9 protein-coding genes and 2 pseudogenes are annotated in these 17341 nt (G+C 63.1%); 3 read left to right on the top strand and 8 right to left on the bottom strand.

Features of this window, described 5'->3' with window-relative positions:
- Positions 1–5 precede the first annotated feature (5 nt).
- From IRZ56_RS00285 to IRZ56_RS00310, 6 genes are all read right to left on the bottom strand, one after another.
- Positions 6–7268 carry a neuraminidase-like domain-containing protein gene (locus IRZ56_RS00285; protein WP_196143067.1) on the bottom strand — a complete coding sequence of 2421 codons (7263 nt, stop codon included), beginning with the start codon at positions 7266–7268 and terminating at the stop codon, positions 6–8.
- 541 nt (positions 7269–7809) lie between these two features.
- Positions 7810–9222, bottom strand: coding sequence for a DOPA decarboxylase (locus IRZ56_RS00290; RefSeq protein WP_196143068.1), 1413 nt, complete (start codon positions 9220–9222; stop codon positions 7810–7812).
- A 202-nt stretch (positions 9223–9424) separates the two neighbouring features.
- On the bottom strand, positions 9425–10369 hold the full coding sequence (locus tag IRZ56_RS00295) for a LysR family transcriptional regulator (protein ID WP_196143069.1): 945 nt from the start codon (positions 10367–10369) through the stop codon (positions 9425–9427).
- A gap of 112 nt (positions 10370–10481) precedes the next feature.
- Positions 10482–11192: a YebC/PmpR family DNA-binding transcriptional regulator gene (locus tag IRZ56_RS00300; RefSeq protein WP_196143070.1), complete on the bottom strand. Its 711-nt coding sequence runs from the start codon at positions 11190–11192 to the stop codon at positions 10482–10484.
- Between the two features lie 194 nt (positions 11193–11386).
- The gene (locus IRZ56_RS00305) at positions 11387–12778 is read right to left on the bottom strand and encodes an FAD-dependent oxidoreductase (protein WP_196143071.1); all 1392 of its coding nucleotides are present in this window, start codon (positions 12776–12778) and stop codon (positions 11387–11389) included.
- Between the two features lie 12 nt (positions 12779–12790).
- A complete protein-coding gene (locus IRZ56_RS00310) occupies positions 12791–14107 on the bottom strand; it encodes an MFS transporter (RefSeq protein WP_196143072.1) in 1317 nt (438 codons plus the stop codon).
- A gap of 263 nt (positions 14108–14370) precedes the next feature.
- On the opposite strand from IRZ56_RS00310, the gene IRZ56_RS00315 reads away from it, so the two are divergent.
- Together IRZ56_RS00315 and IRZ56_RS00320 are read left to right on the top strand one after the other, a co-directional pair.
- Positions 14371–15240 carry a LysR substrate-binding domain-containing protein gene (locus tag IRZ56_RS00315; protein WP_196143073.1) on the top strand — a complete coding sequence of 290 codons (870 nt, stop codon included), beginning with the start codon at positions 14371–14373 and terminating at the stop codon, positions 15238–15240.
- Between the two features lie 198 nt (positions 15241–15438).
- Positions 15439–15810, top strand: coding sequence for a DUF2784 domain-containing protein (locus IRZ56_RS00320; RefSeq protein WP_196143074.1), 372 nt, complete (start codon positions 15439–15441; stop codon positions 15808–15810).
- On the opposite strand, the gene tam is transcribed toward IRZ56_RS00320, so the two are convergent.
- Complete coding sequence (gene tam, locus IRZ56_RS00325) at positions 15800–16576, bottom strand: trans-aconitate 2-methyltransferase (RefSeq protein WP_196143075.1); 777 nt, start codon at positions 16574–16576, stop codon at positions 15800–15802. The genes IRZ56_RS00320 and tam overlap by 11 nt on opposite strands.
- A 27-nt stretch (positions 16577–16603) precedes the next feature.
- Positions 16604–17113, bottom strand: a pseudogene (locus tag IRZ56_RS00330) (RrF2 family transcriptional regulator); the annotation flags it as partial.
- 1 nt (position 17114) lies between these two features.
- Between IRZ56_RS00330 and IRZ56_RS00335 the strand changes: the two are divergent.
- Positions 17115–17315 (top strand): annotated as a pseudogene (locus tag IRZ56_RS00335) (NAD(P)/FAD-dependent oxidoreductase); the annotation flags it as partial.
- Between the last annotated feature and the right edge of the window lie 26 nt (positions 17316–17341).

Here is a 17341-nt window from a genome sequence, read left to right on the forward strand (position 1 = left end):
CACCGTCAGCGGACGGTGAACTGGACGTGCAAGGTAATGTCTTTCAGGTCAACCAGAACCGACTGCTCCTTGGCATCGGGGAAGCTCAGTGTCAGCCAGGTATCGTCCTCATCGTTTGCCAACGCAATGTTCAACCCCTCGAACGGCAGCCATCGGGTGGCCGCGTTGCCGCCCTCCTGAGGAAACAAGCCATCGTCGTTCCTGGCATGGGATATCACGCTTTGGTGGCAGCCGGCGGGCAAGCCGGTGTAATTGGTCATCAGCCGTGCACGAAGCTGCCCGGAGGACTCGACATTCGCACCCTCAAGGCTCACGCCTATACGACGTACGCGACACGTGCCTGCTGCGAACTCCTCTGCCAGGCCCAACTGATTGAGACCGAACTGGACCGACAGCCTGTTCGACTCGTACGTCACACTGCTCAGCGGCAATGTACACTCGACATCCTCTCCTGCCAGCACCGCAACAATCGCCTCCGACAGGGTGGTCGGATTCCCCCCTGAGTCCTTACCGAATGAGCCTTCAAAGACCGAAGCCAATGACACAGCGCGGGTCACCTCCAACTCCCGCTTCTGCCATTTCACCCAGGCGTCCTCCATCTGCCCCAGCGCCAGCATCAGCCCCTCTCCGCACAACAAGCCCGCCCAGGCGCCGTTCCAGGTACCGGTGCGCAGGTAGGTCGTGGTGTCGCCTTTCTCCCATTGCAGTGCGCTTTGCGCCATCATGCAGCGCGAAACCGTCAGGTCGTAGTAGCTGTAGAAAATGTTCGCCAGGCGGGCACGCAGCCAGCTGTACATCGGCTTGGCGGTCATCTTGCCTTGATGGAAGGCCAGCTGTGCCGCTGCATTAGCTGCCTGGGCCTGGGTATGAGCGATCTGCATCTTGATGGACGTTTCGCGGACCGCCAAAGCATCCAGTTGCGCCTGTGCGATGGCCATCAATTTTTCGGCGCTCTTGTATTGGATCTCCCAGTCCTGGCGGCGGCGGCGGTATTTTTCCTTTTTACTGATCGCCGCCTCGGCAAATTTCAGCCCCGTCATTCCAAGCCGCGCGAGCGTCGCCGATGCCTTCAATGGCCCACCGGGCTGTCCGCCTCCGTTGGAGGTGCCAAACACGTTGGGAAATGTCTTTGTCAGGCCCTCCGATACGGCAAGGGACCCCCAGGTTCCCAGCAAGGCCTTCTTGCTCAGCGTCAAGGTCATGGCAAGATTCTCGGCGCCGCTGATGTATTCGTCATACAACGCCCGGTAATGGTCGTGCCGTACCCGGGCAGCATCCTTGAGAGCCGTGAGCCTCACCGTCTCGGCCTGCAACTCTTGGAGCGACTGCTCCTGCAACGCGACACTGCTGGCGGATAGTTCTGCGCCTTGGGTATTGAGCAGCTCCACCAACGCTTCGGCATCCTGGCGCTCAAGGAGGAGGCGCATCGTATTGCCGAACAGAATGAGGTGAGACGTCATGGCACGTGCGCTCTCCAGCAGCGGAGTGAAACGCAAGGCCGGCACACCTTTGATTTCGGGCAAGGCGTTCTCGCCACCGGCCTGAGCTGCCACCGCCGCAGCCAGCAATGCCTTTGGGTCGGCCGGTTTGGCATACAGCGGCAGATTCAGCGGCTGGCCATCCAGGCTCAGGTTGTGCCGCAGGTTGTACAGGCGAATGCGCAGTGCTTCCCAGTACCCCAGCAGCATGCGGTTGGCTTCGGGCAGGAACGATGTCCGACCGGCCTCCGCGCGATCGCCGGCTATCACACGCAAATGTGTCACATCCTCGGCACGGACGCCTTCGGTCATCAAGGCCAGTGCCTGCATGCGATCTTCCAAGGTTTGTTCCGAGGCCACCTCGCCCAGCGACGGATCATCCCAGGCGCTGCTCGCCTCGATCCAGGGTGCGTCGCCCAGCAGTCGCAAGGCGCGCTGGTACCAGACCTTCGCTTCGCTCAGGGTGTCTCGCTCCAGCTTGCGGTACGCGGCGTCGCCACGCCCCAAGGTGATATCCACCAGCCGCATGAAGACATGGAGCTTGTAGTGCATCGGGTCGTTCTGCGCCACGGCATCCGGGTCCAGCGCCTTCAAGGGCTCATCGTTCCAGTCAGTGTCTTCCTCCAGCGGGCGTACGTTCCACATGCGCCGGGTGTACTGCCCGTTCACGGTATAGCCGGCCGGGTTGAAGATGTAGGTGAGCCACTGTTCGGCCAGGTCGAAACGCTCCTCTTGCAGGAACCGCTGCATCACCATCATCGGTGTGTAGTAGAACAGTTCCCAGAAGTACAGCGCGTTGGCGCCAGCGAAATCCATCAAGGGGTTCTCGCCGCTGCCTTCGATGCCAGGTTCGGGGATCTGCTGGGTCTCGTAACTGAGAATGGTGTCGATGCCCAAAGCCGCACGCTCGGTGAGTTGGCGCGCGAACAGCGTATTGAGCCGGGTCACCCAGCCATTGCGCTTGAGATACTGCGCACCCTCGGCGGTCTCGCCGATAATCGCCGTCTGCAACGTATCGCCTTCCTTGACGACGCTGATTGTCCATTCGCGCACATGCTCCTTGCCGAACTGGAACCGCACGAGATGCTCGCCGATCGCGTCGTCCCACTCCCCCATATCGCCGACTTTCAACGTGCTGGAAAAATTGACCTGCTGCGGGCCCCCGGCCAGGTCGAAATCGGCTTTTGCCTGTTCCGTGATGGCCTCTCCTGCCTTTGCCCTATGCACGCTACGTTGTATGTCCACCGCCGCGACCTTGCCCAAGGGGTCCTTATATCGGCGGGGTGTCACCTTTTCAGCGCCTGCACCGGCTGGGTGGTACAGCAAGGACGCAATGTTGATATTGTGCGTGGTACCGGCCTCGCGATCGCGAGCGAAATTGAATCTTACATTCACCGCCTGCAATGGATATCCCAGCGTTGCGATCCTGAACCTCCCCATGTGGGCCTCGCCTTGGGCAGCCGGCACTCTCTTGAACTTGCCGGGTTCCGCGGGCAGCGGCACGTCGAATACGTCAACGATCGAATCGGCCAGGTCAGGGAAAAAGGTCTTGAAACGGGCGCGACTGACGCACAGATACCCCCAGTATTCGTTATCTTCCTTGCGCGCCATGAAAGCACCATGGCCGCTACGGGCCAGCACGGGCAACGTTTCATCTTCATCCAGAAGCGCGGGATATTCGTTCACCAGGGCGGTTATCCAGACATTCTCGATTTCCGGGCGGACCGCCTCCACCACCAATGTCGTGTCGAGGTGCAGGCTATAAGTACCCTCCCTGGTATCTGACGTATCGATAACGTTCAAACCGCCCACGACGATATCGAACACCTTGAAACCTTCAGGTACGGAACCCGGCTCGGAGCGAATATCCCCGCTCACAGGTTTGCCCTCTCCGTCGAACACCGCACACATTCCCGTGTGTTTGGCCGAATCCAGCCAATGCCTGACCTGTTTCAGATACCCCGTGATCGGTACCTCCCTGCTACTCAGGTCCTCGCGGATCTCCAGGCCACCGAAACTTTCGGGCCCTTCGGTGTCATCTTGGGGAGCCTGACGCCGATCATACAGACCGACCAATAGCGCGTTGCGCCCCGGTCGCATCGACAGGAACATCGCAAGGTCCTCTTTCGGTATCTTCGTGCAGCCTGCTTTCGGTTTTTCCTTGCACTCCAATTGCGCCACGACGTCGCTGGACAACGGGTAATCCAGCGGCGCGCTCCAGGTCCCGTCATAGCGCAACCAGGCAAGCTTGTAGGACCAACGCCATTCATGATCCCTTGGCTTGCCTTCGTCATCGCGGGTGATGAGGTGCTCCTGACGCTCTACCCACAGCAGGTACAGACGCTCACGGTAGATCACCGGCCTTATCAACCGGCCATGCACCTGGGGCGCCATGTCGATCTTCGTCCAACCGGTCCAAGCATTGGCCGGTAGTACGCCATCGCTCCCACGCTTGCCTTCGTCCACCGCACGCCACCAGTACTGGCGAGGTTCACCACGGCTGCGGCCAATGAACCAGGACTTGCCAGTGTCCGCCAGACGGCTTGCATGGTAGCCACTGACCGTTTCCAGGTTGGCCACTTCTTCGAAGGCGCCCAGGTAACCATGGAAGGCGTCGCCCACGGTGTCGTCGTTGATCTGCGCCTGCCCCAGCGTTTGGAGCATGCTGTCCATCGCCTTGGTCTGGCCCAGACGTACGGTCGGGTCGATGTAGTTTTCCGGGTAGTACATCAACATCTGCCCGGCCGACCAAGTGGCATAGCGGGCATTCCAGCGGGTCCAGTCACGGAAGAACTGCCGGTCCAGTGCTGCTGTCTTCAAGGCATGCTTGTCTTCCGGGTCCGACAGGGTGCGATGAATGAACATCTGCAGCGCCGCCGTGGCTTCGGCGATACGAGAAGTCATCACCTGCGCACCGTTCAGGCTGTCCAGTAACAGGTGCTGGTTCAGTTGCTCCACGCCAGCATGTTCCTGGGCCGCCAGGAAGCCGGCCAATGCACCACTGAGTGCTTCATCGGTAACCGAGTGGGCGCGTTTGCCCTGCGAGCGGGTCAGGCCTGCCTGGAAGGCATCCGCGAGTGTCTGCCAGGCGGCCCAGGACCCGGATAGGTAGTCCAGCTTGATCATCGCCCCGATCGTGACCGGCTGCACGCCGAACGTTGTCGCCAGTGAGACCCACTGCAGGACCACGGCAATCTCGTACCAACTGACAAGCGCTGCCGCATCCGCGATGTCCTCTCGCCAACGGGCCTGGTCGATGGCCTGGGCAATGGTCATTTCGGCCAGCCCCGAAGCTTGCGCAAGCAGCTTGGCTGGCACGCCATCGCCGCCCAGGGCGGTGATCAGCGCTCCGCTTGCCCCCGCTGGGTCTGGCAGTTTTTTCAGCCAGGTGCAAAAGTCCGCCAGGGCTGTCACCATCTCCACGTTGCATGCCAACGTCGCGCTGGCCTCGTCACCCTGCACCGCTTCTGGAGACAGCGCCTGAGGCCGCTCGACCAGAAGTGTCAACACGTCGGCAGTGACCCCAGTGGCGTGAACGATCAACGCCATTTGCGCCAGCCCGTAGGCGAACGCCGTCACCTGCTCTTGCTGTTCCTCGGGCGGGGCTTCGGTTGTCAGGATCGCACCAGCATCCACCAGTGAAAGGCCACCCGGCTTAGCCCGGTGCGCCCAGTTCAACAGCGCCTGCGCCGCGGTTTCGCCGCTCAGGCCAAACACCGAAGCCATCAGTGCGCTCAGCGCACGAACATAGTCCTGCGCGCCAGGCGTCTCGGGCAACGACGCATTGGCCACGGCCGTCGCCATATCCTGGAGCAGGTTGGAAATTTCGGTACTCGGTGGGATTTCATCGACCTTGCGGATCATCAGTGACAGGTCATGGACCGTCCAACCCCGCTCATCCATCCAGCCGCACAAGCGCGTCAGGCGCTCCAGCACCTGCGTCCATTCGACCGCAGGTGCCTCACCCAGTGCACGAGCAGTGCCCAATGCCTCCAGCACCAGTTGCAGTTCGACTGGCGCCAGCCCATGTACGCGGCCCCATATGCTCAGGGCATAGAGGCGGGACAATTGCCCAAGCGTGGTCGCGAAGCGCACGTCTGCGTCCTGTTCGGCCGCCAACAACTGGCCCAGCGTATACAAGCCTTGGTCGTCGGTCTGGCAGGCACGCTTGAGGGTGGCTTTGACGTCTGCCTGCTCCTCGGCCTTGGAAGGGTGCAGATCGAGCATGACGTAGTCTTCGCAGCTCAGCCCGCCGTCGATGAGCGGTGGGTCGTTGAACAGCCGATCGAACTGGCTCGCTTCGCCGGCCCGGGCCGTCACGCCTATCGACTTCCCGGCCATGACCAGAGCATCTTCCATGGCGATGTCATGGCGTCGGCTCAGGCACGAGGTATGCGCCAGTGTGGCCAGCGTCTGCCGGGTGATCTGCTCAGGGTTTTCGCTGTCGATGATGTCGTTCAGCTGCGCAGCGCAAAGCCCGGTGGCCTTGTGCAGCCTGATAGTCTTGTTGAGCCTGAGCAAAAACTGCGCGGGCGACAACCTGGGCATGGCGTAATGCGCATCGTATGAACGCCCCTGCATCGCGTTGGGCTCGAGTTTGATTCGGTACTCTACATACGAGCGGCCTTCTGCCGGCCCCTTCCAGGTGAATGGATAGTGGTATTCCTTCTCCGCCAGCCACTGCTCTTCGCCCAGTGCCTTTGGGGTAAGCTTCAGTTGCAGCGCATCCTTGACATCGAATCTGATGACGCCCCCGAGCTTGAGCTTGAAGCTCAATTGCCAACGGTTCCCGCCCAGGAAAAACAAGTGCGCGTAGTGGATCGCCTCACTGGTCGCTCCCACGCCCACTTGGTACACGACCCCGTCGGTCTTGAGCAATTCAGAACGATCCGTCTGCGCACCACGCCGCTCCTCGTTGACCTTGGCACCGCCATTGATGAAGCTCATCAACAGGCGGTCGTCCAGGCCAAACCATTCACGTAAACGGTCAGGGCGGAGCATCTCCTCGGGCATGGTGCCCGGAAAATACCTGGGGAACTTTTCGTCGGCATTTTCCCGGGTGATTTCATCCGTCAACAGCTCGTACAAGGCAGGCGAGATCGCGTGAAGGATACCGACACGTGCAGCGCTGCTCAGGTGCTTGGTGACATGGGGTGCCGCCCACATGTGCGCGAACGTCGGATCCTTCAGGCGATGCGCCTGGCGAAAGCGGTTGTGATGGTGATGGTAAGGCGTGGTTCCACTGCCCACATGGCGCGCCAACCCGTCCAGCGAGACGTCATGATGACTCAGCTTCGCCATCAGGATTTCATTGGACAGGCTCAGTGCGCCCACCGGCGTGTCCAGGTTCGCCTGACTCAATTCCAGCCCTTGCAGATCGGGGCGGCGGGCATCGATGTGCCAAGGATTGCCCTCGGGGTAGAGTTCCCGGGCCTCGCGATACAACGTCACCAGGTAAGCCGCAGGCGAGAACATGGACGCGACATCACCGGGGGCTGCGAACGTCAGCGCACGCCCACCGAACCAGTCCTTGTAGTCCTGTACCGAAGCGCCCGAGTCCTTCATGCCCAGCTTGATTGCCTGGGGCAGCAAGGGCGAGGCGCGGGTGAGGATCTTTTTTTCCGTTATCAGCGCATCGTTGCACGCTTTGCGAGCAGCCTGATGCAGCGTCTGCACCTGATACAAGGAGAGTTCCGCGCCCAGTTCGGCATGCAGTTCTGCACAAGAGCGCAACCCAGCCGCAGCCGTCAGAGAGACGGCAGCGGGAACATCGAATTCTTTTCGCGACATTATCCAGCCTCATTTAATCATGAGCAGGCGCGCGCCCCTGACACGGTCATCGGTCGAAGTCCAACAACGTGTCGAACCTGTACAGGCAAGGCGCTCGCCTGAAGCAAGTAAATTTCTATTGAAGGAGGCGCAGTTCCGTCGCACACACCAGACATTACAACGGAGGAAAAAGGCGGGGTGAAGAAGGACAACACCGCTGACGGTGCCGGTCAAAACATTTGAATGTTTCCCATGTGCCGTGCGCAGGGCACTCATTCATCCTGATCACATATCCTCTCACTCGTCCATATAATTAAACGGGTGTCGAACTACCCGTTCTTCCCTGTATCAAGCCGCTACATTTAACCTCTCAACCAGCGAGGCGGATGGTAGCCAAGGACAGCACCGGCACTAACTGGCAGAAGTAACAGGTATGGTGAAGAACCGTCTTTCAAGCGACGGATAACGATGTCGCAGCAAGGGAAATGATTGCAGAGCGGCCCGATCGGGGAAGAGCCCGGTGCCTACGCCCGCTAACAGGCCGCAATGCAGGCTTGTGCGCTCAAGCCTTGACGATCCCCTGCAGATTCGCCCACAACCGCTCCACATCTGCCCGCTCGGTCGGCAGCGCCCCCACTGATACCCGCACCATCCAGCGCCCATCCAAGGTCGCCGGTGTCACATAGGCATCGCCGGAGCCATTGAGCCGATCCGCCCAGGCGCGGGTATGCGCATCCAGGGCTTCACCTGCCAGCCCCGTAGGCCGATGGCGAATACACAGCGTCTGTAACTGCACGGGCGCCAACAGCTCCCATTCTGGTGCGGCCTCGACCTGCTCGGCCAACCAGCGGGCGTTGTCCAGGTCGCGGCGTAGACGTTGCTGTAGGGCCTGGACCCCTTCGCTGCGCAGCATGAACCACAGTTTCAAGGCACGGAACCGCCGGCCCAGGGGGATACCCCAGTCGCGCAGGTTCTTCACCTCCCCGTCCACCGCCGACTGCAGGTAACTGGGGTTGGTGCTCATCACCCGGATCAGGTGCTGGGGGTCGCGTACGTAGTAAATCGAGCAGTCGAAGGCCACACCCAGCCATTTGTGGGCATTGACCACCACCGAGTCGGCCAGCTCGATGCCGTCCCACATCCAGCGGCATTCGGGCAGGATCATCGCCGAGCCGGCCATGGCCGAGTCGACGTGCAACCACAGCGAATGCGCCTGGGTGATGGCACCGATAGCGGCCAGCGGGTCCAGGGCGGTGGTGGCTGTGGTCCCGGTGGTGGCGACCACGGCACAGGGCTGGTTGCCTGCGGCCAGGTCCTGCTCGATGGCCGCCTGCAGCGCGTCTGGACGCATGGCGAAACGTTCGTCGGTAGGAATCAGGCGGATGTTCTGGCGACCGAAACCGGCCAGCAACGCCGCCTTGTCCACCGAGCTGTGGGCATGGGCGCTGACATACACCACCAAGGGTTTCTCCTGGGCCTGCAGCCCGCCACGCACCAGGGCATAGTCGGTGGCCCGCTCACGGGCGCAGATCAACGCGACCAAGGTGCTGGTGGATGCGGTGTCCTGGATCACCCCGCTCCACTGCGCCGACAGGCCCAGCAACTGGCGTAGCCAGTCGAGGGTGGTTTCCTCCAGCTCACTGAGCGCTGGGCTGGACTGCCACGACAGGCCCAGCACGCCCAGCCCGGTGCTGAGGAAGTCGCCCAGTACCGAGGACAAGGTGCCGTTGGAGGGGAAGTAGCCGTAGAAGTCCGGGTGTTGCCAGTGGGACAGCCCAGGCATCAGCAGCTTGTCGACATCGGCGAGGATCGCCTCGAACGGCTCGCCCTGTTGCGGTGCCCCCGCAGGCAAGGCGGCCTTGAGGTAGCCAGGCTCGACCTGGGCCATGACCGGGCGCTCGGCAACCGTTTGGCGGTAGTCGGCGATCAGGTCGATCAGTTGGTGGCCGTATTGGCGAAAGTCTTCTGGGGTCACGTGCGCGCTCCTGGGAAATCCTGGTGGTCAGTGCAGGCCCAATCGCGGGGCAAGCCCACTCCCACGCCGACTTATAGGAACACCCCCCCAACAGGGTTGCCCAGTTTGTGGGAGCGGGCTCGTCCCGCGATAAGGCCCGCCTCGTACCCAAGAGTCTAGGCGCGCTCTATCTTTGGGAAGAACCCCGCTTCGCGCATAGCTGCTATGGCGAAGGCGCATGCCCGCCCTGTACGCCGAACTGCGACTGGCGCCACAGCTCGAACACCCGGTTGCGCAACCAACGGTGCTCGGCCGAGGCCTGCAGCCGCTGGTGCCAGACCACCCAGTAACGCTGGGTATGGTCGATGAAACCCAGTGGCCGCCAGGCCAGCGGATGCAGGCGACACAACTGGCGAGCGATATGCTCGGGCACGGTGGCCAGGCCCTGGCCATTGCCGATCACCTGCACCGCGGCGCAGAAGAACGGCACTTGCAAGCCGATCCGTCGCTGCAGCCCTTGGGCACGCAGGTGGCGGTCGATGAAACTGTCCTTGTCGCCACCGCCGGAGATACGCACATGTTTGAACGCCAGGTAGTCGTCCTGGCTCACGCTGTCGAGTGCGGTCAATGGGTGATCTTGACGCATCAGGCACACCGCCCGGTCCTCGCCCAGCAAACGCCCGTGCAGGTTGGGCGGCGACTCATCGAACAAGGTGGTGGCCAGGTCGATCTCGCCGCTGGCCAGCAGGGCGTACTGGCCGGCCTGCCAGGTGCGGTACTCCAGAGTCACCCCGGGGGCTTCGCGCTCCAGGGCCGTGACCAGCAACGGCAGCATGTGCTCGGCCACATAGTCCGAGGCCGCCAGGCAGAAGCGTCGCTCGCAGCGCGCCGGGTCGAAGACCGCCGGTTGGCGCAGGGCCTGCAATTCTTCCAGTACCTGCCGCAGGGGCTCGACCAGGGACTCGGCGTGCTCGCTGAGCACGTAGCCGCGGCCCTGGCGCACCAGCAAGGGGTCGTCGAAGGCGTCGCGCAGGTTAGCCAGCTGCCGGCTCAGGGCCGACTGGCTGCAGCCCAGGCGCTCGGCGGCGTGGCTGAGGTTCTTCAGGTGCAGGAGGCAGTCGAGGGTGCGCAGGTGCGCGAGGCTGAGGGAGGCGAAGGCGGGATTCATTGATGGGGGTTCCGGCGAGGGCTGCGCCCTCGAACGCGGAACAAGCCCGCTCCACACAAGGGCTGCAGTAGACCTGTGGGAGCGGGCTGGCCCCGCGATTGACGCCCGCTGATCAGTCAGTCAGGCCGACATAGACGTTCTGCACGTCGTCATGGTTGTCGATCGCCTCGAGGAAGGCCTCGACCTCGGCCAGGGCCTCGGCGCTCAGGCTGGCCGCGCTAACCGGGTTCTTCGGGGTGTAGCCAATCTTCGCCGAGGTCACGGTGAAACCGTGCTCCGGCAGGGCTTTCTGCACGGCATCCAGGTCGGTGGTATCGGTGATGAACAGGGTCGAGCCCTCTTCCTCGCCTTCCTCGAAGTCCTGGGCACCCGCTTCGATGGCAGCCAGTTCAGGGTCGGCATCGCCGTTTGGCGTCGCCTCGATCAGGCCGACATGGTTGAAGTCCCAGGCGACCGAGCCGCTGGCACCGAGCTGGCCCTTGCGGAAGGCCACGCGGATTTCGGCGACGGTACGGTTGATGTTGTCGGTCAGGCATTCGACGATCAGCGGTACCTGGTGCGGGGCGAACCCTTCGTAGGTCACTGCGTGGTACTGCACCGAGTCGCCGTCCAGGCCCGCGCCCTTGCGGATGGCGCGCTCGAGGGTTTCACGGGTCATCGAGGCCTTCTTGGCCTGTTCCACGGCCAGGCGCAGGCGCGGGTTCATGTCCGGATCGGCGCCGGATTTGGCAGCGATCTGAATTTCCTTGGCCAGCTTGCCCATGATCTTGCCCTTGGCGTTGGCTGCGGCTTCTTTATGCTTGGCTTTCCACTGTGCGCCCATGTCGACTCTCTTTGTTCCAGCGGCCGGTTCAGGAAGCGACCGGCCAAAAAGTGGGAGCAGTTTATACGCCCTCGCCCACTGGATCGACAAGAAATCTCGACGAGGCTGCTGCGCAACCCAATCGCGGGACAAGCCCGCGCCTACAGGACGACCCTGTGGGAACGGGCTTGTCCCGCAATTGGGGCGCAGCGATATCAGGCTTTGTCGGCCTTGCCCGCCGCCGCCGCGAACCGCGCCAGGCGCACGTCCAGGCGCCGCGGCCGTATACCGCGGTCCTCGGCATGCTCCTTGCGACGGATGGCATTGCGCACCATCAACGACCCCAGGTAACGGATCGGCTCCGGCGGAAACTGGCCCAACGGCCCCTTGACCAGCGGCGAGCGTGTCCAGGGGTTGTCCTGCCCCAGAGCCAGCGATGACAAGATCTGCCCACCCATGTGGCATGGCCCCACACCGCTGCCGGAATAACCGAAGCCATAGAACACGTTGCCCTGCCCATCCAACCGGCCGAAGAACGGCAAGCCGGTCACCGAGCGGTCGGACGGGCCGTTCCAACTGGCCGCCAGCGGCACGTCGGCCAGGGCCGGGAAGAACTCGCCGAGGCTCTCGCGCAACAACGGCCGGTAAGGCGACGGTTGGTCGAACACCGGCAACATGCGCCCGCCATAGGCGAAGGTGTTGCCACCTTTGCCGAGCATCAGCCGCCCGTCGCTGGTGTTGTGGTAGTAATGCACGAAAATCCGTGAATCAAGCACGCTCACGCCGCTGACAAGGCCGATCTCACGCAGCAGTTCCGGGCACGGTTCGGTGATCACCATGTCGCTGGAAACGATCGCCACGCTGCGTTCGAACTGCGGGAAGGCCCGCGCCATCCAAGCATTGAGGCCCAGTACCACGCGGTCGGCGCGAATGGTGCCCTGGCGGGTGCGTACCTGTACCGGCGCACCATGCTCCAACCCCGTCATTGCGGTACCTTCATGGATGCGTACCCCGCGTGCCAGGGCCACCCGCCGCAGGCCGCGCACCAGCCGGCCCGGTTGCACCGTAGCAGCGGCCGGCGAATACCAGCCCTCCAGGTGCCGGGTGGACCCGGCGAGGCGTTGCACCTGTTCCAGCGGCAAGCGCTGGAACGAATTGATCCCCTTGCTTTCCAGGGCTGCGATCACCGCATCGGGGCCGCCGACCTGGGCCTGGTTGGTCGCGGTGTACAAGGTGCCGTCCAGGCGGTAGTCGCACTGGATACCGTTGGCCGCGCAGAACTCGCCGATGGCGGTGATGCTGCGCTCCGACTCACGCACCAGGCGCACCGCCTCGGCCACCCCGAACAGGCGTTCGAGGGTGAAGTACTTCGCCGACCATGACAATGCACATCCGCCGTTCCGGCCGCTGGCCCCGGCACCGCATATATCCGCCTCGATCAGCAGTACATCCAGCGAGGGAGCCTGTTCCTTGATCATCAACGCAGTCCACAACCCGGTGTAGCCACCGCCGACGATGCACACGTCGCAACGCGCGTCACCGGGGAGCGGCGGGCATGGCGGCTCGTCTTCCATGTCCAGGGCCTGTTGCAGCCAGAACGGTCTCATTTATTACATTCCTCAGGTACGCGCAGGCTTGATCGCCATCGCTGTGTTCGGGGCCACGTCATTGGCCGCCACCAGGCTGGCCGGGCGGCTGTTCCAGTGCGGCAGCAACACCAGGGCGGAGAACAGTGCAGTACAGGCGAAGACGATGAACACGGTGACGCTGTCGAAGTACCCCGGCAGCAGGCCGCCCAGCACTGCGCCCACCGAGCCGCAACCGTTGACGAAACCTGCTGCGGTGGCACCGGCCTTGGCGGTGCCGAAGTCGATCGCTGCGGCGCCGCTGATCATCGAGTCCGGCCCGTACAGGGTCAGGCCCATGACGAACAGCAAGGCCACGACCAAGACCACGCTACCGGTGTGCATGGCACCCATGAAGCCGGCCAGCACGAGGGTCAGCAACACCAGGCTGATCACGCAGGCCGGCATGCGCCGTGCACCGAACAGCTTGTCCGAAGCCAGGCCGATGAGGATCGGCCCAAGCAGGCCGGCCAGTTCGAAAGCCGTAGGGATGATGGCTGCGCCCACCTTGCCCACCGAAGGCATTTGCTCGAAGACGATCACCGGCCCCCACAGTAAAATGGCGTAGCGCGCTGGCTTGAGCATGAAATAGGCAAGGCCCAGGGTCAGCACCGTGCGATTACGCAGGATTTCCTTCAGCGGCGCCCAGACGCTGCACAGGTTCGAGCCCGGCGCCATGCTCTGCGGCTCGGGTTCCACCGCCTGCAAACCGACATCCTCGGGCTTGTTGCGCTGGAAGATGAAGAACAGCACCGCCACGCCCGCCACCACCGCGGCGCTGGAGAAGAAGGCCGCGTGCCAGGTGCCGACCAGGGTGTAAGCCCACCAACCGGCAAACGGCGAAGCCACCAGGCCACCGAAGGCGTAGCAGGAGCTCCATAGGCCCAGAACCCGCCCGCGCTGTACCGCCGGGAAGAAACTGCCGATGTTCTTGCACAACCCCGCCCAGCCGGTGGATTGCGCCAGACCCTGGATCAGCATGCAGGTGGCGAAGATCGGGAAGGTCGCATAGCTGCCCATGACCACAGCCGCTGCGGCGGAAATCAACAGGCCACCCAGTACCACCACGCGCGGACCGAAGCGGTCGGCGAGCATGCCCCAGGTGAACTGGCCCACGGCGTAGGCCGCCAGGTAGATCGCGTCGAGATTGGCCATTGCGGCCTTGTCGAGCATGGACGTCGGGTCTTCACCGATGCCGAGTTTGGCGACCGAGAAGGCCTTGCGGGTGAAGTAGAAGGCGGCGTATGCCAACCAGGTGATTGCGAAGATCTGGACGCGCCAGCGCTTCATGGCCGCTAGGGATTGATTCATTTGACTCTGACCTCTTGCTCGAGTGTGCCGGCAGAATGTGAAAAAACGCCTGTTTTGTTGTTGTGTTGCGCACTGCATGACGAGAAGGACCGTCATTGGTCAGATGGCATCGGCGGTCGGGCGTGACCGGGGTAATGCCATGGCCCCGGGTGGTTGCTTTTGGCAACGCCGCTGGGCTGTCGAACATGGAACCAGTTGGTGACTGATAAATAAAATCGATTTATCGTATTTCACACATAAGCTCAGCTTGTTACGGAGTGGTCATGTCAGTCTCCCACGCTCAACTCAAGGCCTTTCACGCGGTTGCCGAGCAAGGCAGCTTCACCCGTGCTGCGGAAAAACTGTTCCTCACCCAGCCGGCCGTCTCCGATCAGGTGCGCAAGCTCGAGGAACGTTTCGGTGTGCTGCTGTTCCATCGCAACAAACGCTCGGTGCAGCTGACCGACCTGGGCGAGCGCCTGCTGGGCGTCACCCAGCGGCTGTTCGCCTGCGAAACCGAGGCGGTGGAGCTGCTGCAGGACTCCCGCGCCCTGCACACCGGCAGCCTGGTGCTGGCGGTGGACGCCCCGGTCCACGTTCTGCCGCAGATCGCCCGATTCTGCCAGCGCTACCCGGGCATCCAGGTGAAGATCGAAACGGGCAACACCGACGAATCCCTGGCCCGTCTGTTCAGCTACCAGGCCGACCTGGCCCTGCTCGGGCGCGATGTCGATGACGAGCGGCTGTTCTGCGTGCCCATGCGCCGCGACCCGATGGTGGCGTTCGTCTCGCGCAATCACCCCTGGGCCAGCCGCAGCTCGATCAACCTTGCCGACCTGGACGATACCCCATTGGTGCTGCGTGAACCGGGCTCGGTGACCCGCCAGACGCTCGAGGAAGAAATGCAGCGTGCCGGCCTGCGCATCCGCCCAGCGATCCAGGTAGAAGGCCGTGAGGCGGCACGGGAAGCGGTGGTGGTAGGCATCGGTGTGGGCGTGGTGTCGGCCGCCGAGTTCGGGGCGGATGCTCGAGTATGCGCGCTGCCGATCCTCGATTGCCAACGGCACCTGACCGAGACCCTGGTGTGCCTGAGCGAACAGCGCACCCGGCGGGTGGTGGCGACCTTCCTGCAGATGGTGCAAGACGAAAGTTGATGGGGCGCGAAAGCCCGCTCTCCGACGGGCGGCGATAATGCTGTGGGGCAGCGGTCCGACTTGTCCTGCGATTAGCGCGGGCCCAATATCACTGTCGCCCTTGATCGCAAGACCAGCCCGCTCCCACAAGTCCCGCAAAATCAACTAGTTATGCATTGTTCTATGCTGGTATGAATTTCCGTGCCGCGGGTACACAGCATGCTCTCCCGCCTCGCCGCCGACGCCCTGGTTCTCCTGCACCTGGCGTTCATCCTGCTGGTGTTGTTCGGTGGACTCCTGGTCATCAAGTGGCGCCCTGCCCTGTTCATCCACCTGCCGGCCATGGCCTGGGGGCTGGCGGTGGAGTGTCTGCATCTAGGCTGTCCGCTGACCGGCTGGGAAAACCGTCGGCGCGCCGCCGCAGGCCAGGCTGGCTACCAGGGCGGCTTCATCGAGCATTACATCTGGCCGATGATCTACCCCGCCGGGCTGACGCCACAGGTCCAGACTCTGCTGGGCCTGTTCGTATTGGTGCTCAACCTCGGCGTGTACGGCTACGTCTACTGGCGCTGGCGCCGCACTAGCGGGTAGCGACAACGAACAATCGCGGGAACGGCAACAGCACCTTGCCGTCGCTGGCAGCCGGGTAGTCTTGCTGCATCGCCTGCAGGTAGAGCTGCAGAAAGTCCGCCTGCTCCCGCTCATCCAGCCGCGCCAGGTACGGTCGCAGGGCTGAGCCTTTGAACCACTCCACGACCGCCTCGGCGCCACCGGCCAACGGGTGGTGGTAGGTCGTACGCCAGACATCCACACGAGCGCACAGCGGGCTGAGCAGGTCGTAATAGAACGCTGCGTTGTGCCGCGGCGGCAGTAAGAAATCGGCGAATTTGTCCGCCCACGGCCCTTGGCCGGCGATCTCGCGCAACTGCCGATGGGCAGGTTCATCGATGTTGTCCGGCGTTTGCACGGCCAGGCTGCCGCCCTCGGTCAACTGACGAACCAAATGAGGATAGAGGGTGCCGTGGTCGGGTACCCATTGCAGCGAAGCGTTAGCCAGGATCAGGTCTTGCGGCTCGCTGGCCGTCCAATTGGCGATATCGCCGATTTCGCACCGCACCTGCGGTACGCACAGGCGCCGCCGCTGGCGCGCCTTGTCGATCATGTCCGGGTCGCTGTCCAGGGCCACCACCATGGCATCGGGGTGTTGGCCACGCAGTACTTCGGTGGAGTTGCCCGGGCCGCACCCAAGGTCGGTGGCATGACGCACCGGACGTGGCGGCACTGCGGCCAGCAGGTCGCGCACGGCGCGGGTACGCTCATCTTCGAACAGGGAATACTGGGTAGCGGACCACGTCATGACAGGCTCCTTCGACAGGCTGAGTGTCTAGCATAAGCCATTTGCCGCCTTGCCGCGGGGGGGGGGGGGGCGTTTGGCCTGCGTGACCGGGATGTCGCCGCTGCCCTTGCCCTCACGCCGCTCGCTCATCCAGTCGCTGACTTTCTGGCCGAACTGTGACGGCGCCTTGCGACCGAAACGCCGCGCCAAGTCGAGGATGGTCTGCTGGGCCAGTGCCTCCTCCATGCGCTTTTGCGCACCCAGCATCACCGCATGGATCGCGCAGGTGCCCTCGGTGGCCCAGGTCGGTGGCGCGCCCTCGAACAAGGTGCAGCGCTCGCGGATCTCGCGGCAGTCGAAGATCTTCTTGGGCCCGTCGATCGCATTGACGATATCGAGCACGGTGATCTCGTCGGAGGGGCGCGCCAGGCGAAAACCACCACGTACGCCTTCGGTGGCCGCCACCAGGCCCGCGCGGGCCAGCTTGGTGAATACCTTGGCCAGGTATTCCTGGGGCACGCCTTGCAGCTCGGCCAGGTCGCGCACGCTGGATTCGCGGATCTGGACGGTCGGTGTCAAGGCCAGCCCCCTGACCGCCCAGGTGCCGGGCGAGCGTGACGGTTTCGGTCGACTGCGGGTGGACGAGCATCTCAAGGTAGCAGGCCAGGCGCATATCTATGCGACCGGCGACGTGGCCTGGGCCGCGGTGGACGATCTTGGCAACCATGCCTTGATGACCTGCCAGCACGCCATCCCGGTAAAGACCGAAATGGCGTCCGCTTGATC

Source organism: Pseudomonas guariconensis (genome assembly GCF_015680235.1).
Lineage (GTDB): Bacteria > Pseudomonadota > Gammaproteobacteria > Pseudomonadales > Pseudomonadaceae > Aquipseudomonas > Aquipseudomonas guariconensis_A.